Raw genomic sequence first — 26,590 nt, forward strand, 5'->3', positions numbered from 1 at the left:
ATGATGAAATTCAAACGCAACCAGGTGGAAGATGTACATATTAATCTGACACCGATGATTGATTGTCTGCTGTTTATTCTGGTCTTTTTGCTGTTATCGACGACTTTTAGCCAAATGAGCCGAATGAATCTGACCTTGCCTGATGCGCAGGGTGTACCGCCTAAAAGCTATGATCAAAAAGTCGAAGTGATTGTGGATGCCAATGGTCATTACGCAGTCAATGGTCAATCCTTGGCCAGTAAGGAAGTCGCGGATTTAAATACTGCAATTAAACAGATTTCTAATGAACGCCGTGATTTAATGTTTGTCATTGCAGCTGACGCAAAAGCCAGCCATCAGGACGTGATTCGTGTCATGGATGTGGCCGGGCAGCTCGGCTTTGTAAATATTAATATCAGTACCAAAGTACCCACCCGAGGTTATTAGTGAAGCACGATTTTAAGGTCTATCTTCGCCTTTTAAGTTATTTAAAACCGTTTTGGGGCATTGCATTGCTTGTCCTGCTGGGTTTTTCTATTAATGCCGCTACGGAAGTCTCTGTCGCTAAATTACTGGAATATATTATTGAGGCGATTCAAAATAAAGACCAGAGTTTCACATCACTTTTCCCGTTTTTAGTGGTCATACTCATGTTCTTCCGGGGCCTGGGTTTGTTCATGGGTGGATATTTTACTGCGGTAATTTCCCGGAATCTGGTATTCAACATCCGTCAGGAAGTTTTTGCAAAATTGCTGCGTTTACCGTCCCAGTATTATCTGGATAATACCAGCGGGCATATTACTGCCAAAATCATGTATAACGTCGAACAGCTAACCGCTGCTTCAACTGAAGCTTTAAGAACCTTGTTGCAACAAGGTTTGATCACTCTGGCATTATTAGGCTACCTGTTGTATACCAACTGGCGTCTGACCATGTGTATCCTGATTTTTGCACCCGTCATTGGCTTTATTATCAGTAAAGCTGCAAGACGGATGCGTAAATTATCGCAGCAAGTGCAAGACACCATGGGTGATGTAAACCATGTGGTGCAGGAAACGGTGAATGCCAACCTGATCGTCAAGGGTTTTGGAGGGCAAAGTTATGAGCAGGAACGCTTTAAACAGAACTCGCTGGAAAACTTGCGTCGTGGCTTGAAAATGGTCGCTGTACAACAGTTGAATAGTCCTGTGGTTCAGCTGATCATGTCGATTTCACTGAGTATTGTGATGTTTATTGCCTTGCGTCCGCAAATTCTGGGTGATACCTCTGCGGGTGAATTTGTCGCTTATATTACTGCGGCGGGTATGCTGGCAAGACCGATCAAAGCCTTGACGGATATCAATGAAAAGATTCAACGGGGTATGGCCGCAGCACATTCAGTATTTGAATTGCTGGATATGCCTGAGGAAAAAAATACCGGGACGTTGACTGATAGCCTAAAAGGCGATATCGAGTTTAAAGATGTTAACTTGATTTATGATGATGGCCATCATGCTATTCATGACTTTAATTTGCAGGTCAAGGCCGGTGAAACAGTAGCGCTGGTAGGACGTTCTGGTGCAGGAAAAAGTTCTCTGGTGAATCTGCTGGTGCGTTATCAGGATGCAACTTCTGGGCAGATCTTGCTGGATCAGAAACCGATTGAAGATTTTGAAATTACCGCCTTGCGAACCCAGATTGCTATGGTGAACCAGCAAGTAGTACTGTTTAATCGTACCGTGCGGGAAAATATTGCTTATGGTCAGCTCGAAGGTGCTTCCGATGAAGATATTATCGCGGCAGCAAAGGCAGCCTATGCGCATGATTTTATTATGGCACTACCGCAAGGTTATAATACTCAGCTGGGTGCTCAGGGTTTAAACCTGTCTGGTGGCCAGCGTCAGCGCATCGCCATCGCGCGAGCAATTTTGAAAAATGCCTCTATTCTGATTCTGGATGAAGCGACCAGTGCGCTGGATAATGAGTCGGAATACTTTATTCAGCGTGCCTTTGATAAAGCCATGCAGGACCGTACCACCATCGTAATTGCACATCGTCTATCGACGATTGAAAACGCGGATCGTATTGTTGTCATGGATCAGGGCCGTATTGTTGAGCAGGGCAGTCATGCCGAACTGATTGCGCTATATGGTGCTTATTATCAGTTGCATCAGCGTAACTTTGAGGAACAGTAACTTATGGCACTGGCACAAATCATTCAGGATGCTTGGAATGCACAGGCAAAGTGGCTGGTGGTGCTGCGTCCTTTGTCATGGTTGTATCGCCTGGGTTTTGTCAGCAATCACTGGCTTTATCAAAAAGGCATTAAAAAAAGTTATAGTGCACCAATTCCCGTTATGGTAATTGGTAACATCACAGTCGGTGGTAGCGGTAAAACACCTTTGTTGATTCATCTGGTGGATTATTTAACCGAGAAAAATGTTCGGGTAGGCGTGATCAGTCGAGGCTATGGCGGCCAAGGTCCATTTCCTGCCTATGTCGACTTTAATACCTTGCCGGAGATTGTCGGAGATGAGCCTGCCTTGATTGTACAGGCAACAGGCGTGCCGATGGCAGTTGGTCCCAACCGGCAGAAAAGTATCGAGTTATTGCTGCACAAACATGAACTGGATCTGATTATCTGTGATGATGGCCTGCAGCATTGGGCCTTGAATCGCCAGATTGAGTGGATTGTGCTGGATAATAATCGCGGTCTGGGTAATCAGAAACTGCTTCCAGAAGGTTATCTACGTGAACCAGTGACCCGTTTGAAAACGGGAACCGTAATTGAGCATTCGGCTAACCCAAGCTCTGAACTGCATATGCATCTGGCTGCATCACAGCCTTATTTGCTTAATCAGGACAACAATAAAATCTTTGATCCTCAAGCGGCTTTTTATGCGGTAGTCGGCATTGGCTTTCCAAAGCGGTTTTATCAGACCTTGCAAAATTTAGGCATAGAACAATTTCAGTGTCATGAGTTTCCAGACCATCATGACTATGACATTGAAGATTTACAGTTCGATGATAACAATCCGATTATTACCACTGAAAAAGACGCAATAAAAATTATGGCGCTACTTAAACAATATCCAGATTTTAAACAGGATATCTGGGTGGTGCCAGTCGATGCAGTCCTATCGCCAGCCTGCTATACAGTCTTGCAGCAACAGTTACAACAATACGGTATTCAAATTTCTTAAGGCTCATTCATTATGAAACACATTGTTATTCCTGCACGTTTCGCCAGTTCACGTTTACCGGGTAAACCTTTGCTGGAAATTCATGGTCGTCCCATGATTCTGCGGGTAGTGGACCAAGCCAAAAAAGTGCAAGGTTTTGACGATCTGTGTGTGGCAACTGATGATGAGCGTATTGCAGCCGTTTGCGGTGCTGAAGGCATTGATGTGGTGATTACCTCAGCGGATCATCCTTCAGGCACAGACCGCTTGAGTGAAGTGGCTCGAACTAAAGGCTGGGCCAGTGATGACATCATTGTCAATGTACAGGGGGATGAACCTTTACTGCCGGCGCAACTGGTAAAACAGGTTGCTCAACTCTTGGAAGATCAGCCTGAATCTTCCATGTCGACGCTATGTGAGCCGATCCATCAACTGGATGAATTCAAACGCGACAGCATTGTAAAAGTCGTCATGTCAAAACAGCAGCAGGCACTGTATTTTAGCCGTGCTACCATTCCTTATGACCGTGATGGCGCGAAACTCGCTGAACCGAAGCTGCATGATCAGGCCTATCGTCATTTAGGTCTATATGCCTATCGGGTAAAACTGTTGCAAGAATATGTGACCTGGGAAATGGGTGTGCTGGAGAAACTGGAATCTCTAGAACAGTTACGGGTACTGGAAAATGGACACCGTATTGCCATTGCGGTGGCTGAAGCCAATTTGCCGCCAGGGGTAGATACTCAGGAAGATCTGGATCGCCTGAATCAGATGGATCTTTCCCATTTTGCCTAAGAAGAGTCAAATACATGCCTTTTGATGTCAATGCACATATCTATCCATGGCAGCAACAGGTTTGGGAAACCCTGACCGGGCGCTTTCCCAAGCTTGGACATGGTTTATTGTTTTATGGAAAAAAAGGCTGTGGTAAAGAAGCGTTTACCCAACAGTTTCTGGCTTGGGTGTTATGCCTGAATCGTCAGCCTGCCGGGCCATGTGGTGAATGCAGTAGCTGTCAATGGTTAAAGGCAGACACCCATCCCAACTATGTGCATATCAGTACCGATGACGACAATAAAAAACAGAATGCCAAAATCAAGATTGAGAAGATTCGTGATCTTTTGCCTTTTGTGCAACAGACTGTAGACGGCTGGCGCGTGATAGTGATTGAACCGGCAGAAGCCTTGAATATTGCCTCTGCCAATGCCTTGCTCAAAACACTGGAAGAACCCGGTGATAATACAGTCATTATTTTACTGGCAAATCATTATTTAAAATTACCCGCGACCATACGCAGTCGTTTGCAGCACTTTGCCTTGGACCGGATTTCCGCCGAGCAATTTAGCGATTATGTCCAGAATCAGCTCCCAGATGCAGGTTCTAGCCAGCAACAATTATTGATGAACCTGTCCAATCAGATGCCGTTACAGGCACTAGAGGTTGCACAAAGTGCCTGGCTGCCACTGCGTCAGGAATTCCTGCAAGACTGGCAAAAACTGGTTATGCAAAAAAATATGCCACTGGCAATTGCGACCAAATGGAATAAAAGCCTGAGTTTTGGTGAATTTGCTCAAATGTTTGAATACTTGTTGTCCGATTTAATTTGTGTCAAGCTAAATCAGACGGTGAAAAACATTGACCTTGAATTCAATGTGCTTGCCGAACAATATTCATTAGAAGCACTTTTTAAAATTTATGAGGATTTTCAGCAAGCCAAGCAATACCTCGAGCAGAATGTCCAAAGCAATCTGGTTATTGATGAATTGTTTATCAAGCTGATGAATCTTTAATTAAGGGGAAATCACATGCAACCACGTATGGGCGGTATTATTCAGGCCAATATTCCTGACATCGAAACACTGTTTGCCAGCTATATGCCTTATGTTGTGGGTGGTGGGCTTTTTATTCCTTCCAAGCAGCCGGTCAAACTGGGCGAAGAGGTTTTTGTATTGACGACTTTGCCTGACCAGACCCAGAAAATTCCTTTAACCGGTAAAGTCATCTGGGTCTCGCAAAAGCAGAATGGCATCAAGCCACAAGGCTTTGGCATCCAGTTAAGCGGTGAAAAAGGCGTTTATTTTAAAAATGAAGCAGATCGTCTGGTTGCAGGTCTTAAATCTGAAGGACGTAAAAGTTACACTATGTAGTTAATTTACCCTTGGTAGGAACGCATCGTGTTTGTAGATACTCATTGTCATTTAACCCTGCTTGATTTGACACCATATCATGGTGATCTGGATCAGGCATTGGCTCAGGCTCGTGAAGCCGGTGTTTCCAAATTCATGAGTATCTCGGTCGATCTGGATGATCATATCGAGCTGGCCAAAATTGCCGCGCGTCATCCCGATGTCGGTTATACTGTCGGTGTACATCCTTGTGAAGATGCTGCCACGATGGCACGTGCCACGACTGAATATCTGGTCGAACTGGCGCAACCGGAAAAAGTCTGGGCACTCGGTGAAACCGGCCTGGATTATTATCACAGCACAGATTTTGTCGAAGAACAAAAAGCCTGTTTCGCTCGACATATTCATGCCTCACAAATCACTAAAAAACCGGTGGTGGTGCATACCCGTGCTGCTAAGCATGATACTGTGGATATTATCCGCGCAGAGAAATCTACACACGGTATTTTGCATTGCTTTACCGAGGATTGGGAAACCGCTAAAGCCGTGCTGGATTGCGGTTATTATGTGTCATTTTCCGGAATTGTTTCATTTAAAAATGCGCAGGATCTGCGTGATGTCGCCAAACAGGTTCCGCTGGATCGTGTGCTGATTGAAACCGATAGTCCTTATCTTGCGCCAATGCCGTATCGTGGCAAATCTAATGAGCCTAAATACGTTCCTTATGTAGCCAAAGCGCTTTGCGATGTATATGATAAGTCGCTAGAAGAAATGGCTTTTATCACAAAGCAGAACTTTGAAAATCTTCTGAATTTAAAGTAAATAAAGTTATATAAAGTACAAAGAGAGTTTATAGGGTGAAGATGGATCGTCAGGCTCAGTTTCGAGCAAGAGAAACCTTGATTTTTCAAGTTGCAGAACAGCTCCTGTTGGAAAATGGTGAAGCAGGAATGACGCTAGATGCGCTGGCTGCCGAGCTTGATCTGGCCAAAGGGACACTTTATAAACATTTTCAGAGTAAAGATGAGCTGTACATGCTGCTGATTATCCGTAATGAGCGCATGTTGCTGGAAATGATTCAGGATAGCGATAAAGCCTTTCCTGAACATCTGGCCTTCTTTATGCTGCATCATTTACATCATCCGGAACGAACCGTGCTGTTTCATCAGATTGAAGAACGCCTGTCGACGACTGGGGTTGGAATCCAGCACCTTTTTAGCGAACTTTATCAGGTGCGCAAACAGCGTTTACGCCTGATTATCCGTATGACAGAAACTTATCTGGCTTCTATTAATAGCCGCATGTCAGTACGCGATTATCTGGCTTCGATCTGGTCGTTGACCCATGGTGCAGCTGCAATTCTTAATTCCAGTTTCTATCAGCGTTATTTGGGTTCGCGCGATACATTGCGTGTAGCCTATATCGATCAGGCACTGGCTTTGCCTAAGCAGGTACATTCAGCCGAGCAGTTTGCCTAAGGTTGTCCTATGATCAGATCACCTCACAGTGCAGTTCGTGGCTTTACCTTAATCGAATTGATGGTGGTGATTGTGATTATGGGAATTATGGCTTCACTAGTGCTGCTGAATACCAGTGGTGTCGATCAGCGCAAAGCGATGCAGGCACGGGAAATTTTATTGGTGGACTTGCAACGGGTGCTACGCGAGGCTAATGACCAATCCAGAATACTCGCGCTTGACGTTCAATCAGCGACAGATGTCACGCCATTTCGCTATGGAATTATAGAATATCGTTCGGCAGCGCAGACTGAACCGAACCTGCAAAATGAGAAATGGCAAAATTATGCAGATTTTAAATTGCGTAGTTTGCCTGATCATATTTCCTTTCAAATTCAGGCACTGGAACAGCAGCGTTATGCCAGGGCACAAAATCGTGACCTGACTCAGGCAAATTCACCTCAATTAATCTGGCTCGGCAATGGTGAAGTCAAACCGGTGCGGATTCAGTTCTTTTTAGAAGACCGTGAAGTGGGTGCTGCGATTGAGATTGATCATCTGGGTAAAATCAATGAAATCTAGATATTTCAAGCAGAGCGCTGGGTCTGGTGTAATCAAGTTGTTTAAGGCGAGTGTTCATGGATTTGATCATGTGTGCTGCAAGCATAGGACTTCGTCTTGCGCTGCTATCGGACTTTCTTGCGCGACAATGTCGCTCAGGTCGAGTGTTACTCGACTTAATCGTGCCTCAGGTTTTACCTTATTGGAAGTTATGGTCGCCTTGGCAATTTTTGCGACCGCAGCCATAACCCTGACCAAAGTCGCGATGCAATATACCCAATCCACCTCAAATGCCATTCTACGTACCAAAGCACAGTTTGTTGCCTTAAATGAAGTGGCACAAATGGAAATCAATCAGGAATGGATGGAAGGCACGGCTTCCAAACAGCTGATCCAGCAAGGTGAAACCTGGCAGATTGACAAGCGTAGCGAACCGACGGTCAGTCCGAATGTACAACGGATCGAATTGCAGGTGAGTCTGATTAATCAGGACAGTGGTCAGGTTGAATCTGGCATCAGCAGTCTGATGTTCTTTAATCATCGCATGAACAATACCCCATGAAGCCTAAAGGATTTACCCTAGTTGAATTAATGGTCGCAATTGCGATCTTTGCGGTGCTGTCTGCTTTGGGCTGGAAAGTTTTTGATTATATTGTCAAAACTAAAGATCAGAATGTGATTCATGAACAGCGTCTAGGTCAGTTACAACAAACCTATCAGCAGATTCTGCGAGATACCGTACAGACAGTCCCCTTAACGGCCAACATCAATGGGGATATTCAACCGGCTCTAGTGCTGCAGAACGGACGCTTTAATTTCAGTAAAACCGGGGTAACTGATCCTTTGGAAGAAGGGATTTCCCCAGATGAGCGCATTGAATATCAGTATCGAGCCGATGAGCAGAAGCTTTATCGCCTGAAATACCGGAATCTGAATCAGACAGGTCAAGATCAGCCAGAATCCAGTGTTTTATTGTCGGAAGTAGAACAATTCCAGATCGTCGTACTCAATCCGAATGAGCTCACGCAATGGCCAGATGCTTCTGCTGATCTGAATCTGTTAGAGCATAAACAGCGTTTGCCTAAAGGGATTAAAATCAATTTAACCGTGAATGGCGTTAGCTATGAATGGATGTTCAGTTTATTAAATACGGACTTTTTGCTTGATACTCAGAACACCGGTCAACCCAGCTCAGAATAATAAGAAATGAAAATGAATAAAGCGATCATGATCAAGCAGCAGCAGGGCATTGCACTGATTACCATTCTGGTGATGGTAGCGCTAGCGACTATTTTGGCTGCCACGATTGCCCAGCGTCAGGCTGCAACTGCTGAAAGCACTGCTTATTTAATGCGACAAAACCAGTCTCTCATGTATGCCAAAAGTGCCGAGGCCTTTTTTTCTGAATTGCTGGTCGATGATGCTGAAAATGCCGCAGAGGTCGACCATCTGCAGGAAACCTGGGCGCAGCCCATGCCAGCTTTTCCGGTAGATGACGGTTATGTCTCCGGAATAATACAGGATGAATCAGGCAAGTTTAATTTAAATAGCCTGATTACTGCCGAAGGCGCAGTCAATGAAAATGCCAAAGCATGGTTCGAGCTGATTCTAAAACGTGCCAGTTTGCCGGAACAGCTCAGTGAAGCAGTCATTGACTGGCAGGATGCAGACGAGCTGGTCAGTGGGGGCATGGGCGCCGAATCTAACTATTATCAGGGCTTGCCCAATGCTGCTTTGCCACCGAATGCAAAATTTCACAGCGTAGAAGAATTAAAGCTGGTACGCGGTTTTGAAGAGAATAAATATAAGCTGATAGCACCTTATCTGAGTACTGCACCGGTGCAAGAGAGCCTGGTCAATATTAATACCGCTTCAGCTTTTCTTTTGGCTAGTATGGATGAAAAGCTGGATGTGAATGCAGTGCAGCAATTGCTGGATCAGCGTCAGGCCAATTTGGAGCACTTTTCCAATGTGATTGATCTGTGGTCACTGGAGCCTTTCGCTCAGGTCGATGCGGACAGGCGTAATTTGTTTAACAGTCTGCTTGGGGTGCAATCCAATTATTTTAAAGCCCGAATCGAAGTGGTTTTAAGTGAGCGTAAGCGCCAGTTTAGCAGCGATCTGGTTCGTCAGGACAAACAGGTTTATGTCGCTTACCGTAGCATGGCGCCATTTTAATTTTAGCTCATGAATTGTACAGGCTGTATAAGCGCAAATGCCGGACTGATGCCTTTTCCCTATCATGCTAAACAGCAAAATTAATCCTCAAAGCTTTACTTTTGCTTTATAATCAAAATTAATTCACCTATTTTTTGACGACATTACGGCATATGTTAATTCGTAAGTTATTTAAGTTTGAGAATGCTCATATTGTGCGTAACTGCACGTCAGATCGCTGTAAGCGTTCGATCCATGGCCATAGTTATAAAGTCGAGTTATTGCTAAAAGCCTCGAAGCTAGATCATGGTCAAATGGTCTATGACTTTGGGCTGCTTAAAGGTGTGATTAAGGATTTCTTTGATTCTTTCGATCATGCCATCTGCTTCTGGCAAAATGACGACCCGGAATATATTCAGGCCTGCAAGAATTTCAGTGCGCGCTGGGTGTCTTTGCCGGTATCGCCATCAGCAGAACAGTTTTCACGTATTTTCTTCTTTCTGGCACAGCAGGTGCTAGCATCGACGGTGACGCAAAATGGTGAAGGCGATGTTGAAGTCTACTCTGTGATTGTGCATGAAACCGATACCGGCTATGCACAAAGCTTTTTAGAAGATATTCAAAATGAACAAATGGGCATCCTCAGTCTGGAGCAACTTGAGTTTTCTGAACAGGTGCAAGCTGAATGGACAGATCCGGACATGTTCGCCAAGCTCAAACAGGGCATACCATTTCATAACCCTACAGTAGATTTACAGGTACAGATTTAAAGTCTGCGTGACTTTAAATCCATTGACATAGATTTAGGATTGAAGAATGTCTTTAAATGAACAGCAACTGGCCAAGCTGAATAAAGTTCAGTTGGATGAAAGCTGGAAATATGGATTGAGTGAATTTTTGCTCAGTCCGAAAATGGATGAATTAAAAGCGTTTCTCGTTGAAGAAAAAAAAGCAGATAAAATCATTTATCCTCCCAATCATCTGATTTTTAATGCTTTGAATACCACACCGCTAGATCGGGTAAAAGTGGTGATTTTAGGGCAAGATCCTTATCATGGCCCAAATCAGGCGCATGGATTAAGCTTTTCCGTGCAAAAGGGGGTTGCATTACCACCATCTTTGCGTAATATTTTTCATGAGTTACATGCTGATGTTGGGGTTGAAAGACCGAAGCATGGTGACTTGACGCATTGGGCAGAGCAGGGTGTGCTTCTGTTAAATGCAGTACTGACCGTAGAAGCAGGTCAGCCGACTTCGCATCAAAAGCGCGGTTGGGAAGAATTTACCGATCACGTCATTGATGTATTAAATGAACAGCGTGAACATATTGTCTTTATTCTTTGGGGCGCATACGCACAGCGTAAAGGACAGCGCATTAATCAAGACAAGCATCTCGTGTTAAAGGCAGCACATCCATCGCCTTTGGCCGCAAACCGTGGTGGTTTTTTTGGTTGTAAAGTATTTTCAAAATCGAATAATTACCTCAAACAACATGGCATTGAGCCTATAGATTGGCAGCTGGACGCATGAAATATTCTCCCCTTACTAAACATTATCATCCAGATTTGATTGTTGAAGAAGCGCACAATGGTTGGCGTATCGTTCGTTTAAATCGCCCGAAATCTTTGCATGCGCTGGATGAATCGATCGCTTCCGCACTTCTGGAAGTATTTCAGGATTTCCATCATGATGACAGTGTAAAAGCCATCTGGCTGGATTCAACCACACCGAAAGCGTTCTGTGCGGGTGGGGATGTACGTAAACTGCGTCAGTTAGTGATTAATGATGAAGCCGCGACTGCCAATAAATTCTTTGAGCAAGAATATGCACTTGATCTGTTATTGCATAATTATGCCAAACCCGTTTTAGTCTGGGGTGAAGGTTATGTGATGGGCGGCGGCTTGGGGCTGTTTATGGCGGCGCCTTTCCGTTTAGTGACGCCCTATTCACGTTTGGCCATGCCTGAAATTAATATCGGTTTGTATCCAGACGTGGGTGCAACCCGCTTCTTAGCAGATCGTGGTGCGATTGGTCTATTTACTGGCTTGACCGGTTCGATCATGACCGCTGCGGGCGCTTATGGGATTGGCTGGGCAACGCATATTTGTGATGCACAGCGTGATTCAGTTTTGGATAAAGTCATTAATATCGACTGGGAGCATTATCCTGCAGGTGACTTTCGTGCCATTGATGATACCCTGAATAGTATGCACCGTCCAGTCGGCCCAGGACCGCTGCAAAACTCCTTGGATGTGATTCATAGTGTTTGCCGTGGTATCAACTTTGAGCATGATTATGAGTCGATTATTGGCCTGAGTGACGCACGCAGTGACTGGTTGCGTCAGGCCAGTGAAAACCTGAAAAAAGGTTCGCCAACTACTGCAGCCTTGACCTGGCTATTGTGGCAATGGGGTAAGCAGATACATTCCTGGAATGAAGTTTTCGAACTGGAAGTTCAGATCTCAGACTGGAAAATCCGTCATCATGACTTTGTCGAAGGTGTGCGCGCACGTCTGGTCGATAAAGACCTTAGTCCTGAGTGGAAAAAAGGTGCAGATATGAGCTTAAAAGGTATCCTGGCTGGGAATCCTCCAGTTACGACTATCGAAAGCTGGAATGAGCTGCTCAAGCATTATGGTGTGATTTAAGCCTCAATGTCCGAAATACAATTTACAGATGAATACTGGATGCAGCGTGCTTACGAGCAGGCTGCACTTGCTGCTGCACAGGGAGAAATCCCTGTCGGGGCAATTATCGTTAGTCAGGATCAGATCATTGGCAAAGGGTTTAATGCGCCCATCACATTAAATGATCCGACTGCACATGCTGAAATTGTTGCACTACGTGATGCCTGTCAAAACATTCAAAATTATCGTTTACCTGATGATGCTGTGCTCTATGTAACCCTCGAGCCGTGCACTATGTGTGTTGGAGCACTGGTTCATTCACGGGTTTCACGGGTAGTATTTGGGGCATTTGAAGCGAAAGCAGGCTCACTGGTGAGTGCGCGTCAACTGTTTGAAACCGGTTATTATAATCACGTATTTTCTTTCGAGGCAGGCTGCATGCAGCAGCAATGCTCTGAACAGCTGAGTGCATTTTTTAAGTTGCGCCGCGAGCAGAAACGAGAACTCAAGTTACAAGAAAAGTTATTAAATACGCAGAAATAAATCTGCTTTATCCGCTAAAATTTGCTTACTTTCAAATATCTGCAATCTTCAGGAACAATAATGAACAGCATTCAAGTAAAAAAAGAATTCCCGGCAGCGCTTGATGATGTCTTTGATTTAATGTCTAAGCATGCCACCTATAATATTGCCTTCGCGCCGATGCAGGTCGAACGAATCAAGGATTCTGCGGATGCTGAATATCCTGATGGACTCGGTTCAGTGCGTGCAATGGGTATGGGTCCAATAAAGCCGCTGAAAGAACAAATTACCTTGTTCGAGCCAAATAATCGCATTGAATATCAGATTATTAAAAATCCGTTGATCAAGCATCATTTAGGCATTATTGAATTTGAAGCACGGGCTGATAACAAAACGCTAGTAACTTATACGATTGAATTGCAGGCACGTGCGCCTTTTCTGAGTAAATTAATCCTTGCACAGTTACAGGTAGCGATTAAACTAGGTCTGACAAAACTCGCAAAATCTGTTTAAACAACAACGGGAAAGCAATGACAGTTCAAATTATTACCATTGATGGTCCAAGTGGGTCTGGCAAGGGCACGTTAGCAGCGAAACTGGCTGCACATTATCAGTTTCACTTATTGGATTCTGGTGCTTTATACCGCCTTTTGGGTTTGTCATTGCATCACCATGATTTGCTGGATTCGCTAGACACGAAATTGCCAGAATGCGTACAAATCGCAACAAATTTAGATATCCAGTTTGTCAGTACCGACACCGGGGTGCAGGTGTGGCTGGATGGGGAAGATGTATCCCAAACTATTCGAACTGAACGAGTAGGAGAGTTTGCTTCAAAAGTTGCAGCAATTCCTGAGCTTAGAACAGCGATGGTTTCACGCCAACATGCCTTCGCGCAGGCGCCTGGTCTGGTAGCAGACGGACGTGATATGGCGACAAGTATCTTCCCGAATGCTCAGGCAAAAATATATTTGACGGCCTCGGCTGAATCACGCGCGCAAAGACGTGTAAAGCAGTTGCAGGGCATGGGGCTGGATGTTAAAATAAGCGACATTTTAGCTAATATCATCGCTCGCGATAAACGAGATACGGAACGCACTGTCGCTCCACTCAAGCCTGCGGATGATGCTTACATTATCGATAGTTCAGATTTGAACATCGATGAAGTATTCCAGCTGATGACCACTTATGTGGATCAGCAGTTAGCAAATTAACCCAATTTTATCAGCAAACGCATAGCTTGATCAGTTTTATATGGACTATGTAGATGCTTAATTAAACCGGCCTTGTCTGATCCAAGACCGCTGACTTTATCGGAAATATCATGACCGAATCTTTTGCAGCCCTCTTTGAAGCAAGCGAATTAAACCTCAACGTTGAAAAGGGTGCAGTTATCCAAGGCGTTGTAGTAAGCATTGACTCTGATTGGGTAACTGTTGACACTGGCCTTAAATCTGAAGGCGTTGTTGACCGTGCTGAGTTCTTAAATGAACAGCGCGAACTTGAAGTTCAAGTTGGCGACACTGTAGACGTAGTTGTTGAAGCACTTGACAACGGTATGGGTCAAACAGTTCTTTCTCGCGAAAAAGCTAAACGCGCAGAAACTTGGACTAAACTTGAAAAAATCTTTGAAGACGGCGAAATCGTTACTGGTGTTATCTCTGGTAAAGTTAAAGGTGGTTTCACTGTTGACATCGGTCCAGTACGTGCGTTCCTTCCAGGTTCTTTAGTTGATACTCGTCCTATTCGTGATACTACTCACCTAGAAGGCAAAGAGTTAGAATTCAAAGTAATCAAACTTGACGCTAAACGTAACAACGTTGTTGTTTCACGTCGTGCTGTTATGGAAGCTGAATCTTCAGCTGACCGTGAAGCTCTTCTTGCTCAGCTTGAAGAAGGTCAAACAGTTACTGGTACTATCAAAAATCTTACTGACTACGGCGCATTCGTTGACCTTGGCGGTATTGATGGTCTTCTTCACATCACTGATATGGCTTGGAAACGCATCAAGCACCCTTCAGAAGTTGTTGAAGTTGGTCAAGAAGTTACTGTTAAAGTACTTAAATTCGACCGCGAACGTAACCGTGTTTCTCTAGGTCTTAAACAACTTGGCGAAGATCCATGGTTAGCGATCATGAACCGTTACCCTAAAGGTTCAATCGTTAAAGCGCGCGTAACTAACCTAACTGACTACGGTTGTTTCGCTGAAATCGCTGAAGGTGTTGAAGGTTTAGTACACGTTTCAGAAATGGATCACACGAACAAAAACATCCACCCATCTAAAGTTGTTCAGATTGGTGACGAAGTTGATGTTATGGTTCTTGAAGTTGACGAAGAACGTCGTCGTATTTCTCTTGGTATCAAACAAACTCGTGCTAACCCATGGGAAGAGTTTGCTAAAGACCACGACAAAGGCGAAAAAGTTTCTGGTACGATCAAATCTATCACTGACTTCGGTATCTTCATCGGTTTACCAGGCGGTATCGATGGTCTAGTTCACTTGTCTGATATTTCTTGGAACGAACAAGGCGAAGAAGCGATTCGTCGTTACAAGAAAGGCGACACTGTTGAAGCGGTTATCCTTTCTGTAGACGCTGAAGGCAACCGTATCAGCCTTGGCATCAAGCAAATGAACAACGATCCGTTCAATGACTTCCTTGCTGCTAACGAACGCGGTGCGTTGGTTAAAGGTACTGTAATTGCAGTTGACGCTAAAGGCGCTACTGTTAAGTTAGCTGACGAAGTTGAAGCGACTTTGAAAGCATCTGAAATCAACCGCGATCGCGTTGAAGATGCAACTAAGTTCCTTGAAGTTGGTCAAGAAGTTGAAGCGAAGATCATCAACGTAGATCGTAAATCTCGCGCAATCAACTTGTCTATCAAAGCGAAAGACGAAGCTGAAGAGAAAGAAGCAGTTGCTAACTTGAAAACAGCTCCTGCTGGTCAAGACAATGGTCCTAAGACGATTGGTGACCTGATTAAAGCTCAAATGGGTAACTAAGTAAGCGTTTGAATTGTATTGTTAATGTAAGTTAACTAATACTTTTTATACAAATACTGTAAACGGTAGCGTAGTATTTAATTATTGCGCTACCGTTTTGTATTTAAACAGGTTATTATCGGGAAATAGATCCCAAGTAGCTTGATAATTAAAGAGGTCGCAGATGACTACTGAAGCACTTAATAAGTCTGACTTAATAGAGCGTATTGCGTTAAAAAATCCGCATTTGGCTGAGCCTTTAGTGGAAGAAGCAGTTAAAATTATGATTGATCAAATGATAGAAGCATTATCAACTGACAATCGTATCGAGATTCGTGGATTTGGTAGTTTTGCATTGCATCACCGTGAACCGCGCGTAGGTCGTAACCCTAAAACTGGTAAATCTGTAGAAGTGGCTGCAAAAGCAGTTCCGCACTTTAAACCAGGCAAGGCACTTCGTGACGCTGTGAACGAGTCTGCACAAAAATAATTGTAAATATTTTGCGGGGTGTTCATGCGTTACGTTCTGGTCATTCTTTTATTGGTACTGTTTGGTTATTCATTAGCTTTGGTTTTGCAAAACGGTACCGAATTGTCAGTGGACTTGTTATTTACTCAAGTTCCTGCTATGCGCCTGGGATTATTACTTCTCCTCACGTTATCTTTAGGTGTTGTTTTGGGCCTGTTATTGGGCGTTCAGATCTTCCGGGTTTTTCAGACGAATTGGGAAATAAAACGACTGCGTAAAGACATTGAACATCTACGTAAGGAACAGTTGAATACAGCCAAGTTAATGGCCGCTGAAGCAGCAGCCCATACCCGGCATGAAAAAACTGTATTAGATATTACCAATGAAAATCAAAGCCCATTATAATGGGCTTATTTTTTGCCTATATGAAGGGGTAATCTCTTGAGTATCATCGTCGCACTAGATGCCAAAAGCCAATTTGATGCCTTAGCTATTGCAGAACAGCTAGATCCTGCCTTGTGTCGACTAAAAGTTGGTAAAGAGTTATTTACCCATGAAGGTCCAATCATTGTCAAAGCACTTCAAGATAAAGGCTTTGATGTATTTCTGGATCTGAAATTTCATGATATTCCAAATACAACAGCACAGGCAGTATGCGCGGCAGCAGATTTGGGTGTGTGGATGGTCAATGTGCATGCCTCAGGTGGCCGCAAGATGATGGAAACCTGTGTAGAGCGTTTGCAAGCGGGTAATTATAAAACTCAGTTGATTGCAGTGACTGTATTGACGTCAATGGGCCGTGAAGACTTGAAAGATATTGGTCTGGATATTGAGCCAAATGAGCATGTAAAACGTCTGGCACAACTGACAAAAGACAGTGGTCTAGATGGGGTGGTTTGCTCAGCTCAAGAAGCGAAAATGTTACGTGAAACGATTGGAAAAGATTTTGCATTAGTGACACCCGGCATTCGTCCAGAAGGGTCGAATGCAGATGACCAGAAACGTATTGTGACACCGAAACAGGCAATGCTAGATGGCTCAACACATCTGGTAATTGGTCGCCCGATTACCCAGTCTAAAAATATGCGTCAGACTTTGAAAGATATTTTGGCAACGCTTTAATACGGTTTGAATGACAAAAAGCCTTTCGGTCGAAAGGCTTTTTTTATATATTGAAAAAATGGTTATAAAATAAAAAGGAAAAATGATGACTTCATCTGAACCACAATTAGAAAAAGTACAGAATGACGTGATTCAAAATATTCAACAGGCGGAACAGCTTAAGCAACAAGAATAGCAACAACAGCAGGCAAGCTCAGCAGATCGGACAGCGGGGATCGATGTGGTCAGTTTGGCATCTGATGCCATCAGTCTTGCTTCGGATGTTATTGAAACAGTAGGCGATGCCTTAAGTGATATTGATTTAAGTTTTTAGTCAGCCCTCTCGGCCTACTTGCTTGTGCTTCGTTTTAAAATTCTGCTTTTAAACTGAATCAGGGAGGAGAGTTCCTCTTTATAAAAGAGGAATTTAGTGAGATTGAGAAAGTGATAAAGTAATTAAATCGCTGCCAGTACACTCACCATGACTGGTGCTAACAGTGACAAAATAAAACCACTGACCATGGCATGTGGAATAAAATCATGCCCACAGGCCTGTTTAACCATCGGTAGAGTCACATCCATCGCAGTTGCACCCGCTGCGGAAATGGCGGATCTTGGGTATCTCCAGCCCATACAATACATGAGTAAGATGGCAAAAATTTCTCTAAACAGGTCATTCATTAGCGCGATACTGCCGAGTTCTGCATTTCTGAGTTCTGTTACGACAACACCTGACATTGAGTAAAATCCATAGCCTTGTGACAGCATGATCAAATCTTTTAGACTGATGTCTGTATTCCAGAATGAATAAAGCATGACTGCAAATAATGAACCAAAAATACAACCAATCGGAACTAAGAGAATTTTAAAATTTAACCAGGAACGATCTAAAGGTGAATAAGCCAGATCCAGGCCAATCATGAACATAAATACCAGCAACAAATGCCAGGTGCTGATTTGCACGGATAGATCAAATAGATTCAAGCCCGTATGTAAACAATATCCGCCTGCGAGAGCCAAAAAGGCATAGCTCATGTTCAGTAGGGATTTAAGCACCAGGTCGACGGATACCCGACCGGAACTAGGAGGATAACCTGCCCATTTAAATAGTAGATAGCAAAATGCAAAAGCACCGAGCGAGGTCAGAAAGGCAATGCTGATCGACGTACTCAAAATCTGGAGAGGATGCTGCAATTCATCTACCAATTGTGAAAATTCAAAGGCAATTGCAATCAATAAAACATAGCTAAAATAGGGCAATAGCTTGAAACAGATTTTAATAATCGAAAGCGGAATTTGTTTTGCCATGGCAAAACCGAGTGCTAGACAGAATAGAAGCTGAAAGATAAGCCAAAGCGATTGCATAAATTTAATGGATTGAAAAAATTACCTATAAATTATGCCACCGCTTGATGTCAGATGGTAAAAGCTTTTAGGCGACTTTATTCAATAATCGATAATCTGTGGCATTTGGCTTTTTAGTTTTGAGCCAGTATTTCCAGGTATAAGTTGGCCATAAGGCAAAGTTCTTGCCACCTTCCTGCTGATACCAGTTGACACAGCCAGATTGCCACACGGTCTTTTCAAACATATGTTGCACCTGCTGATTAAATGTATCTTGTGCCTGGTCTTTAACCATAATGGCATCGCTTTGGGATCGATCGACCAGTTGCATCAATTGCAAAATATATTCGACTTGTGCCTCAATCATAAAAATGACAGAGTTGTGTGCCAATAGGGTATTTGGGCCCAATAACTGAAACAGGTTTGGGAAGTCTTTCACGCAAATGCCATAATAACTTTCAGCGCCTTGTTTCCAGACTTCATTCAGTTCTACGCCATCGAGCCCGGTACATTGAAAATTCTTCATATAGATACGTGGATCGGTAATGAATCCGGTGCCATAAATCAGACAGTCAATCGGCCGCTCTTTTCCATCTTGTGTAATGATACTGTGTTCAGTCAGTTCCTGAATCTTCTCGGTCACTAGTTCTACATTGTGGCGGTTAAAAGTCGGAAAGTAGCGGTTTGAAACCAGAATGCGTTTACAGCCCAGGATGTAATCGGGAGTCAGTTTTTTGGCTAATTCAGGATTTTTAACCTCGTATTTAATCAGTAGTTCTGCCAGTTTTTGGGTGAATTTCATAATGCCCGGTTTGACAATCGGTACGACACGCGATTCATTTGACCAATATAGGCGCGTGCGATGTAACTTTCGAAACCAGTCATATTTTTTAAAGAGTTTCTTTTCAAGATTCGGGTAGGCGCGTTCATCACGAGGAATGACCCAGGCCGCAGTACGTTGCATGACATACAGATGTTTGCATTGCGGGGCAATTTCCGGAATATATTGAATGGCACTGCCACCTGTCCCAATCGATGCGACATTTTTGCCAGTCGGGTCATAAGTGTGATCCAATTGCGCAGAATGAAAGACTTTGCCTTGGAATTTCTCAATACCGAGAATATCTGGGATTTGCGGAATATGTAAAGGTCCGGAAGCGAATATAACAAACTGGGCTTCAAGGATACTTTGATCCTGTAGCTGTAATTGCCATAGACAGCGTTCTGCCTGGTAATGTGCTGCCATTACTTCGGTATTTAAACGGCAAAAAGCACGCAGGTTATAATCGGTCACCAGATCCTGAATGTAAGAAAATATCTCGGGTGCTTCCGCATAACGTTTGGACCAATTGCTTTTCGGTGCAAATGACAAGGAATATAAATGTGATTGCACATCACAGGCTGCTCCAGGGTACTGATTGTCCCGCCAGGTTCCGCCAAAATCGCTCCCTTTTTCCAGAATAATAAAGTCATAAATACCATGCTGTTGTAAACGTATTGCCATGGCAATCCCTCCGAAACCAGCTCCAATAATGGCAACTTTAGTATGGGGATGGGAACGTGTAGCGGTGGCATAATCTAGCATCAGTACATTCCTTACTTATTTTAATGTTGGATATTTATCGTAATTTGCTCCTTGATGATTAGATAGAAAATTGATCTAAACGGCAATAGCCGACACATTATTTTTATAGTACAACTAGAATAATCACATTGTATTTGTATGGTTATGAAACGTTCTGTTCTCAGTCTGATGTATTTGATTCAAGGAATGCGCAAGGCTGGCATGGAGGTCGATCAGAAACTGCAAAACATTGGGCTGCGTGTAGATGCCTTTGATCCAAGCTCGGTGATCCATCCGAGTCTGGAACATGATGTGCTTAAGGTGGTGGGACAGGAAATCCAACCTGAACAGGGATTATTGATTGGCCAGCATTATGCTTTGGCAGGTTATGGTCCCTTACTCATGTTGCTGGTGACCAGTCCTACGGTACGTGATGCATTGAATCAGGTGATCCGTTTTCAGCAGTTGACGCATTTGACCGGTCAGTTGGCCTTGCAGCAAAGCGAGCATCATAGCGCGCTATGTTATCGAGCCAAGCAGCAGGATGATCATTTGAGAATGTTGCTGGCACAGGCAGAGATTTCCGGAACGTTTAAGTTTATCCGGGAAATCTACAAATTGATGGGCTTATCCAAACCTGATTTGCGGATCGAGTTGCCATTTGCCTATCCAGAAGATCTGAATACCTTAAAGGTCTATCATGATTATTATGGAACACAGGTACAGTTTGATGCATCTCGGGCAGCATTCTGGTTTGATGAAGCAGTGTTGGATATTAAAATTCCTTCTGCAGATGCGGTCACTTTTGCTGTCTATGAAGCCAAATGTCTGGCTGAACTGGAGCGTTTGCAACAGGATGAGCAGACGCCGACTGTGGTGCAGCGTGTGCAGGATTATCTGGAAATCCAAAGCGGCCTGATGCCGAGCATGGCTGAAACGGCACAGGCGTTGAATATTCCGGAACGAACCTTGCGGCATCAGTTACAGCAGTGTGATACCAGTTATAAGCAGATTCGCGAAGAAATTATTAAAGATAAGGCTTTGCGACTGATTGAATATAAACAGTATTCGATTGAAATGATTGCAGAATTATTAGGCTATTCCGAGCCGGCCGCTTTTAACCATGCCTTTAAACGCTGGTTTGGGCAAAGTCCTCGGCAATATATAAAATAGCCTAAGTTAGTTTATGCCAAAGTGTTATAGCGTGTTGATTAAACTCCGCTATAATTAAATTGATCCCAAATAGTACGAAATTCTATGTCCGATTTTAATTCACAGCACAGCACCGCTTTTAGTCCGATTTCTCCTGCAGAACGTTATGCACAAGCGATCTCTTCGGGACAGTTTATGCCTGATGAAGCACAGGCAATGGCAGTACATGAACTGAATCGTGTCTGGCTGGAATTGATTCAGCGTTTTAAGGCATCGAAAAAAGCATTTCGCCGCTTTCGCCGTCAGACATCTCCGAAAGGGGTGTACATGTGGGGTGGTGTGGGGCGTGGAAAAACTTGGTTAATGGATCAGTTTTACGATTCGATTCCGTTTCGCCGTAAAACCCGGATGCATTTTCACCATTTTATGCAGCATGTGCATCGTGAGTTAAACAAATTATCCGGACAGCGTAATCCGCTAGATATCGTGGCGGATCGAATTTATAAAGAAGCGGTCATCATCTGTTTTGATGAATTTTTTGTGTCTAACGTGACGGATGCAATGATCCTGAGCGATCTGTTCCAGAAGCTGTTTGAACGTGGTATCACCTTGGTCGCTACTTCGAATATCGCACCGGACGGTTTATATAAGAACGGCATTCACCGTGACCGTTTTATGCCTACCATCGAACTGGTCAAGAAAAACTGTGTGGTCTTAAATGTTGATGCCGGAGTCGATTACCGTCTACGGGTTCTAAAACAGGCACAATTGTTTAAATTTCCGTTAACGCATGATCATAAAAACTGGATTGCTCAACGTTTTAGCGCTTTGACCCAGACTCAGACCTGTTCTGAAGAGCCGATTATTATCAACAACCGTATTGTTGAAACCGTGTCACATACTGAAGATGTATTGTGGTGTGAATTTTCTGAACTGTGTTTAAAGCCACGCAGTCCGGCTGATTTTATTGAAATCGCCAATATTTATAATACGGTTTTGGTGAGTAATGTGCCACACCTGACCGATTTCCTGAATGATGGAACGCGCCGTTTTATTTATCTGGTCGATGAATTTTATGACCGTGGCGTCAAGTTACTCTTAACCTCAGAAGATAATATCGTGGATATTTACCAGGGTGAAAAACTGGCCTTTGAAATTGAACGGACCCGTTCCCGTTTGCTGGAAATGCAGTCGGATGAATACCTGAATTCTGAACATCGTCAGATTGAGAAAATCGCCTCCGTGAACGGAGACTAAGAATAAAAGCGCTGGTCATTTACCAGCGCTTTTTTTATAAAAATAGGGACTTAAATTATCGACAAGCCTGATTAAACATGGCTTAATCTTGGTCTAAATGTGATCGTGTATAACTAGAATGCATAATTTTTACTCGAAAATCTGAACTTAAGTCTAATTTCTACATTTCGAAAACTTTATACACTGTCATTAGGGTATTTAGCAGAATGATATCTATTTGTAACTGAGAAAGATCAAATATGTTTATGAGGGTATTCATATTAGAAAAAATGCTCAGTATTTAGCAATGTGATAATACTATTCAGCTAGATTTTAATCGGTATACTAGAATCTCTTGTATAAAAAGTAGCAATATCAGGAAAGACAATGACTGCACGTATTCAAAAAGGCAAGTTAGCGATTGCTAAAGAACTTTACGATTTCATCGAAAATGAAGCACTACTAGGTTCTGGTTTAGACAGCGAAACATACTGGAAAAACTTTGAACAAGTCGTTGTTGATCTTAGCCCTAAAAATAAAGCACTTTTGGCTAAGCGTGATGACATTCAAGCGAAAATTGATGAATGGCACCGCAATAACACATTTGAATTACAAGCTTACAAAGCTTTCTTGACTGAAATTGGCTACTTGTTACCAGAAGTAGAAGATTTTCAAATCAGCACTGAAAATGTAGATGAAGAAATTGCAATACTGGCAGGTCCACAGTTGGTGGTACCAGTACGTAATGCACGTTACTGCTTGAACGCTGCAAACGCACGTTGGGGTTCTTTGTACGATGCACTTTATGGCTTCGATGTCATCTCTGAAGAAGATGGCGCGGAAAAAGGCAAAGGCTATAACCCGAAACGTGGTGAAAAAGTTGTCGCATTTGCAAAGAATTTCCTCGACGAAACTTTCCCATTGGCACAAGGTTCGCATGCAGATGCAACTCAATACGCAGTTGAAGCTAATGCACTGGTTGTTACCCTAAAAGACGGTTCAAAAACAACTGTGGCAGATGCAGCTAAATTCGTTGGCTACAATGGCGAAGCTTCAGCACCGACTGAAATCGTATTTAAAAATAATGGCCTGCACGCTATTGTGCAAATTGATGCCAGCAGCCCGATTGGCCAAACTGATGCCGCTGGTGTAAAAGATGTAGTTCTTGAAGCTGCGGTTACGACCATTCAGGACTTGGAAGACTCGATTGCAGCTGTTGATGCTGAAGAGAAAGTAGAAGGCTACCGTAACTGGTTAGGCCTGATGAAAGGTACTTTAGAAGAGTCTATTGAGAAAAACGGTAAAACTGTTACCCGTAAACTGAATGAAGACCGTACTTTCAAAAATGTAGAAGGTGGTGAAACTAAAGTTCACGGCCGTTCATTGATGTTGCTGCGTAATGTTGGTCATTTAATGACAAACCCTGCGATTCTGGTAGATGGCGCAGAAATCTATGAAGGCATCATGGATGCATTGGTTACGCCATTGTTGTCTTTTGCAGACATCAAAGGTGAAAACACGATCAAGAACTCGCGTCAAGGTTCAATGTATATCGTTAAGCCGAAAATGCATGGTCCTGAAGAAGTGGCATTTGCCGTTGAATTGTTTGAACGTGCAGAACAGGCACTTGGCTTACCTGCAAAAACTTTAAAAATCGGGATTATGGATGAAGAACGCCGTACTTCTGTGAACTTGAAGAACTGTATTGCACAAGCCAAAGATCGTACGATCTTCATCAATACAGGTTTCATGGACCGTACCGGCGATGAAATCCATACCTTTATGGAAGCTGGTCCATTCGTTCGTAAAGGCGAAGTAAAAGGCCAAATCTGGTTCCCGGCTTATGAAAACCGTAACGTGATGATTGGTCTGCAAGCAGGTTTACGTGGTAAAGCACAAATCGGTAAAGGCATGTGGCCAAAGCCAGACATGCTGCTTGACATGTACAAAACCAAAACTGAACATCCTGAAGCGGGTGCGAGCTGTGCATGGGTTCCATCACCTACAGGTGCGGTGATTCACGCGATTCACTATCACCAGATTAATGTTGCAGACCGTCAGCAAGAATTATTGTCGACTCAGCCTTTATCTCTAGATGATTTGTTGACACCACCATTGGCGAAAGACACTAACTGGTCTGAAGAAGAAAAAACCAAAGAACTCGAAAATAACTGTCAAGGTATTTTAGGTTATGTGGTTCGCTGGGTAGATTTGGGTGTAGGTTGTTCTAAAGTTCCAGACATCAATGATGTCGGTTTAATGGAAGACCGTGCGACTTTACGTATTTCTTCACAACATGTTGCGAACTGGTTGCGTCACGGTATCGTAAGTCGTGAACAGGTAGAAGAAGTCATGCAACGTATGGCGAAAATTGTGGATGAGCAAAATGCCAATGATCCACTGTATACACCAATGTCTGCTGACTTTGCCAACAATATTGCATTCCAGGCAGCATCTGACCTGATTTTTAAAGGTGGTGAGCAGCCATCAGGTTATACCGAGCCGCTTCTGCACGCAGCGCGTTTAAAGTTAAAAGGTTATACAGGTGACTAATCCTGTCTAGCTTAAAAAAGCCTCTTCGGAGGCTTTTTTATTGTCTAATGGTAAGCCGTCGTTGTTTTGACTAGAAATTTTCCAGTTGAACTCTTAAAGTGGGGCAAAGCATGTGAGGAAACAATAAAATGACAACGGTATATCAAAATTTAGACCAGCAGTTTATTCATGGTCAGTGGCAAGCTGGTACTTCAACCAGAATAATAAAAAATATTAATCCCTATACCCAGAGTGAAATTTTTAGTATGCCAGCTGCCAGTTCTGTCGATGTCGACAGTGCTTATACCGCAGCAGAGCAGGCTTTTCAGCAGGGTGTTTTGAATCCCACTGAAGTACGAAAAACAGTGCTGCAAAATGTGATGACAATTATTCAGCAGCGTCGGGACGAAATCATTGACTGGCTCATTATTGAATCAGGCAGTACGCGCATTAAAGCCGGCGTTGAGGTGGATGCTGCTCTGGGCATCATTCAGGAAAGTCTGGCTTTTCCAGATCAGATCCAAACTGAACAGCTGGAAAGCAAAGATCCAGCACGTAAAAGTTTAGTTTTGCGTAAGCCTTTAGGCGTGATTGCTGTCATTAGTCCATGGAACTTTCCATTTCATTTATCCTTACGTTCAGTGGCAACTGCAATTGCCTGTGGTAATACCGTTGTGCTGAAGCCAGCCAGTGATACACCAGTGACTGGCGGCACCTTAATCGGTAAATTATTTGAAGAGGCAGGTTTGCCTGCAGGTGCACTGAATATTGTTGCCGGTGCTGGCAGTGAAATCGGGGATTATTTTGTTGAGCATTCAGTGCCGAAAATGATTTCATTTACCGGTTCGACTGAAGTGGGGAAAAGTGTAGGCAGTAAAGCCTTGGCCAGTTCCCGAATCAAGCGTCTGGCACTCGAACTGGGTGGCAATGCACCTTTGGTCATTCTGGATGATGCCGATCTTGATCTTGCGGTTGAACTAACGCTGATGGGGCGTTTTATGCATCAGGGACAAATTTGCATGAGTACTAACCGGGTCATTGTTGATACCTCTATTCATGATGCTTACGTAGATAAGCTTCTGGATCGGATCAAAATGATTCCGGTGGGTGATCCAAATCTGGAAGATACCGTGATCGGTCCGATCATTAACCAGAGTCAGGTTGAAAAGCATCAACAGATCATTCAAACAGGCAGTGAGCAGAGCGCGCAACTGGTGTATGAAGGAGGAATTGAAGGGAATCTGGTCTATCCACATATTTTTATTGATGTCGCGGAAGATTCCGATCTGGCGCAGCAAGAAAGCTTCGGTCCAATTTTACCTATCTTAAAAGCCCGGGATGAAGCACATGCTTTAAATCTGGCCAATGCGACCGAGTTTGGTTTATCCAGCGCAGTATGTACTTCAAACATCGAGCGAGGCACTGCTTTTGCCGCACAACTGGATATTGGTATGACGCATATTAATGGTATTAGTGTTGCAGATCAGTCAAATGCACCCTTTGGCGGCGAGAAAAATTCAGGATTGGGTCGTTTTAATGGCCGCTGGATTTTTGAGGAATTTACCCGGACACATTGGTTGACTGTCCCGAATTCATAACAGTCAACGCGCCTAAAACTATAG

The 26,590-nt window shown here is 43.6% G+C and carries 28 protein-coding genes; 26 read left to right on the forward strand and 2 right to left on the reverse strand.

Translation table 11 applies throughout. The features are described from left to right. Positions 1–3 precede the first annotated feature (3 nt). The 22 genes from H0S56_RS05595 (at position 4) to pyrF (ending at position 17,161) form a co-directional block, all read left to right on the forward strand. Positions 4–426, forward strand: coding sequence for an ExbD/TolR family protein (locus H0S56_RS05595; protein ID WP_004278885.1), 423 nt, complete (start codon positions 4–6; stop codon positions 424–426). Next, positions 426–2,153 carry a lipid A export permease/ATP-binding protein MsbA gene (msbA, locus tag H0S56_RS05600; protein ID WP_195725851.1) on the forward strand — a complete coding sequence of 576 codons (1,728 nt, stop codon included), beginning with the start codon at positions 426–428 and terminating at the stop codon, positions 2,151–2,153. The genes H0S56_RS05595 and msbA overlap by 1 nt, the downstream gene beginning before the upstream one ends. 3 nt (positions 2,154–2,156) lie before the next feature. Beyond that, positions 2,157–3,161 carry a tetraacyldisaccharide 4'-kinase gene (gene lpxK, locus H0S56_RS05605; protein WP_195725852.1) on the forward strand — a complete coding sequence of 335 codons (1,005 nt, stop codon included), beginning with the start codon at positions 2,157–2,159 and terminating at the stop codon, positions 3,159–3,161. Between the two features lie 12 nt (positions 3,162–3,173). Continuing rightward, positions 3,174–3,935 carry a 3-deoxy-manno-octulosonate cytidylyltransferase gene (gene kdsB / locus H0S56_RS05610; protein WP_195725853.1) on the forward strand — a complete coding sequence of 254 codons (762 nt, stop codon included), beginning with the start codon at positions 3,174–3,176 and terminating at the stop codon, positions 3,933–3,935. 14 nt (positions 3,936–3,949) lie between these two features. Next, a complete protein-coding gene (locus tag H0S56_RS05615; RefSeq protein WP_195725854.1) occupies positions 3,950–4,930 on the forward strand; it encodes a DNA polymerase III subunit delta' C-terminal domain-containing protein in 981 nt (326 codons plus the stop codon). Positions 4,931–4,945: 15 nt separating this feature from the next. Beyond that, entirely contained in the window at positions 4,946–5,287 is a 342-nt protein-coding gene (locus H0S56_RS05620) for a PilZ domain-containing protein (protein WP_004278877.1), read from the forward strand. A gap of 27 nt (positions 5,288–5,314) precedes the next feature. Continuing rightward, positions 5,315–6,088, forward strand: coding sequence for a TatD family hydrolase (locus H0S56_RS05625; RefSeq protein ID WP_195725855.1), 774 nt, complete (start codon positions 5,315–5,317; stop codon positions 6,086–6,088). A gap of 41 nt (positions 6,089–6,129) precedes the next feature. Next, a complete protein-coding gene (locus H0S56_RS05630; protein ID WP_005252237.1) occupies positions 6,130–6,744 on the forward strand; it encodes a TetR/AcrR family transcriptional regulator in 615 nt (204 codons plus the stop codon). 9 nt (positions 6,745–6,753) lie between these two features. Further along, the gene (locus tag H0S56_RS05635; protein WP_005106567.1) at positions 6,754–7,305 is read left to right on the forward strand and encodes a type II secretion system protein; all 552 of its coding nucleotides are present in this window, start codon (positions 6,754–6,756) and stop codon (positions 7,303–7,305) included. Then, positions 7,295–7,846, forward strand: coding sequence for a type II secretion system minor pseudopilin GspI (gspI, locus tag H0S56_RS05640; RefSeq protein ID WP_406935372.1), 552 nt, complete (start codon positions 7,295–7,297; stop codon positions 7,844–7,846). The genes H0S56_RS05635 and gspI overlap by 11 nt, the downstream gene beginning before the upstream one ends. Beyond that, positions 7,843–8,484, forward strand: coding sequence for a type II secretion system minor pseudopilin GspJ (gspJ, locus tag H0S56_RS05645; protein WP_180180889.1), 642 nt, complete (start codon positions 7,843–7,845; stop codon positions 8,482–8,484). Before gspI ends, gspJ begins: the two co-directional genes overlap by 4 nt. A gap of 6 nt (positions 8,485–8,490) precedes the next feature. Further along, the gene (gspK, locus tag H0S56_RS05650) at positions 8,491–9,462 is read left to right on the forward strand and encodes a type II secretion system minor pseudopilin GspK (RefSeq protein ID WP_195725857.1); all 972 of its coding nucleotides are present in this window, start codon (positions 8,491–8,493) and stop codon (positions 9,460–9,462) included. A 152-nt stretch (positions 9,463–9,614) separates the two neighbouring features. Then, positions 9,615–10,211, forward strand: a complete 597-nt coding sequence (locus tag H0S56_RS05655; RefSeq protein WP_180037416.1) for a 6-pyruvoyl trahydropterin synthase family protein — start codon at positions 9,615–9,617, stop codon at positions 10,209–10,211. Positions 10,212–10,257: 46 nt separating this feature from the next. After that, complete coding sequence (ung, locus tag H0S56_RS05660) at positions 10,258–10,971, forward strand: uracil-DNA glycosylase (protein ID WP_005247316.1); 714 nt, start codon at positions 10,258–10,260, stop codon at positions 10,969–10,971. Then, the gene (locus H0S56_RS05665; RefSeq protein ID WP_195725858.1) at positions 10,968–12,089 is read left to right on the forward strand and encodes an enoyl-CoA hydratase/isomerase family protein; all 1,122 of its coding nucleotides are present in this window, start codon (positions 10,968–10,970) and stop codon (positions 12,087–12,089) included. The genes ung and H0S56_RS05665 overlap by 4 nt, the downstream gene beginning before the upstream one ends. A 6-nt stretch (positions 12,090–12,095) precedes the next feature. Further along, positions 12,096–12,611 (forward strand): tRNA adenosine(34) deaminase TadA, encoded by a 516-nt coding sequence (tadA, locus tag H0S56_RS05670; protein ID WP_195725859.1) that lies wholly within the window; start codon positions 12,096–12,098, stop codon positions 12,609–12,611. Between the two features lie 60 nt (positions 12,612–12,671). Next, a complete protein-coding gene (locus H0S56_RS05675; RefSeq protein ID WP_195725860.1) occupies positions 12,672–13,103 on the forward strand; it encodes an SRPBCC family protein in 432 nt (143 codons plus the stop codon). A gap of 17 nt (positions 13,104–13,120) precedes the next feature. After that, complete coding sequence (gene cmk, locus H0S56_RS05680) at positions 13,121–13,804, forward strand: (d)CMP kinase (RefSeq protein ID WP_195725861.1); 684 nt, start codon at positions 13,121–13,123, stop codon at positions 13,802–13,804. A gap of 110 nt (positions 13,805–13,914) precedes the next feature. Next, positions 13,915–15,591, forward strand: a complete 1,677-nt coding sequence (rpsA, locus tag H0S56_RS05685) for a 30S ribosomal protein S1 (RefSeq protein WP_195725862.1) — start codon at positions 13,915–13,917, stop codon at positions 15,589–15,591. Between the two features lie 163 nt (positions 15,592–15,754). Then, on the forward strand, positions 15,755–16,060 hold the full coding sequence (locus H0S56_RS05690) for an integration host factor subunit beta (RefSeq protein WP_004278853.1): 306 nt from the start codon (positions 15,755–15,757) through the stop codon (positions 16,058–16,060). Between the two features lie 24 nt (positions 16,061–16,084). Next, entirely contained in the window at positions 16,085–16,444 is a 360-nt protein-coding gene (locus tag H0S56_RS05695; protein ID WP_004278852.1) for a lipopolysaccharide assembly protein LapA domain-containing protein, read from the forward strand. 36 nt (positions 16,445–16,480) lie between these two features. Further along, positions 16,481–17,161 carry an orotidine-5'-phosphate decarboxylase gene (gene pyrF, locus H0S56_RS05700; protein ID WP_004645455.1) on the forward strand — a complete coding sequence of 227 codons (681 nt, stop codon included), beginning with the start codon at positions 16,481–16,483 and terminating at the stop codon, positions 17,159–17,161. A 435-nt stretch (positions 17,162–17,596) separates the two neighbouring features. Here the strand turns inward: pyrF and H0S56_RS05710 are convergent, their stop codons facing one another. Together H0S56_RS05710 and H0S56_RS05715 are read right to left on the reverse strand one after the other, a co-directional pair. Then, positions 17,597–18,505 (reverse strand): lysine exporter LysO family protein, encoded by a 909-nt coding sequence (locus H0S56_RS05710; protein ID WP_004278850.1) that lies wholly within the window; start codon positions 18,503–18,505, stop codon positions 17,597–17,599. Between the two features lie 67 nt (positions 18,506–18,572). Next, positions 18,573–20,069 carry a flavin-containing monooxygenase gene (locus H0S56_RS05715; protein ID WP_195725863.1) on the reverse strand — a complete coding sequence of 499 codons (1,497 nt, stop codon included), beginning with the start codon at positions 20,067–20,069 and terminating at the stop codon, positions 18,573–18,575. A gap of 144 nt (positions 20,070–20,213) precedes the next feature. Here H0S56_RS05715 and H0S56_RS05720 point away from each other — a divergent pair, with 144 nt between their 5' ends. The 4 genes from H0S56_RS05720 to H0S56_RS05735 all read left to right on the forward strand — a co-directional run bounded on the left by H0S56_RS05720 (position 20,214) and on the right by H0S56_RS05735 (position 26,566). Continuing rightward, the gene (locus H0S56_RS05720; protein ID WP_004645451.1) at positions 20,214–21,221 is read left to right on the forward strand and encodes a helix-turn-helix domain-containing protein; all 1,008 of its coding nucleotides are present in this window, start codon (positions 20,214–20,216) and stop codon (positions 21,219–21,221) included. Positions 21,222–21,305: 84 nt separating this feature from the next. Then, positions 21,306–22,457 carry a cell division protein ZapE gene (zapE, locus tag H0S56_RS05725; protein WP_005247309.1) on the forward strand — a complete coding sequence of 384 codons (1,152 nt, stop codon included), beginning with the start codon at positions 21,306–21,308 and terminating at the stop codon, positions 22,455–22,457. Positions 22,458–22,823: 366 nt separating this feature from the next. Beyond that, the gene (locus H0S56_RS05730; protein WP_195725864.1) at positions 22,824–24,989 is read left to right on the forward strand and encodes a malate synthase G; all 2,166 of its coding nucleotides are present in this window, start codon (positions 22,824–22,826) and stop codon (positions 24,987–24,989) included. Positions 24,990–25,117: 128 nt separating this feature from the next. Then, positions 25,118–26,566 (forward strand): aldehyde dehydrogenase family protein, encoded by a 1,449-nt coding sequence (locus tag H0S56_RS05735; RefSeq protein ID WP_195725865.1) that lies wholly within the window; start codon positions 25,118–25,120, stop codon positions 26,564–26,566. The last annotated feature ends 24 nt before the right edge of the window (positions 26,567–26,590 follow it).

This window comes from Acinetobacter lwoffii (assembly GCF_015602705.1).
In the GTDB taxonomy this organism is placed as follows: domain Bacteria; phylum Pseudomonadota; class Gammaproteobacteria; order Pseudomonadales; family Moraxellaceae; genus Acinetobacter; species Acinetobacter lwoffii_E.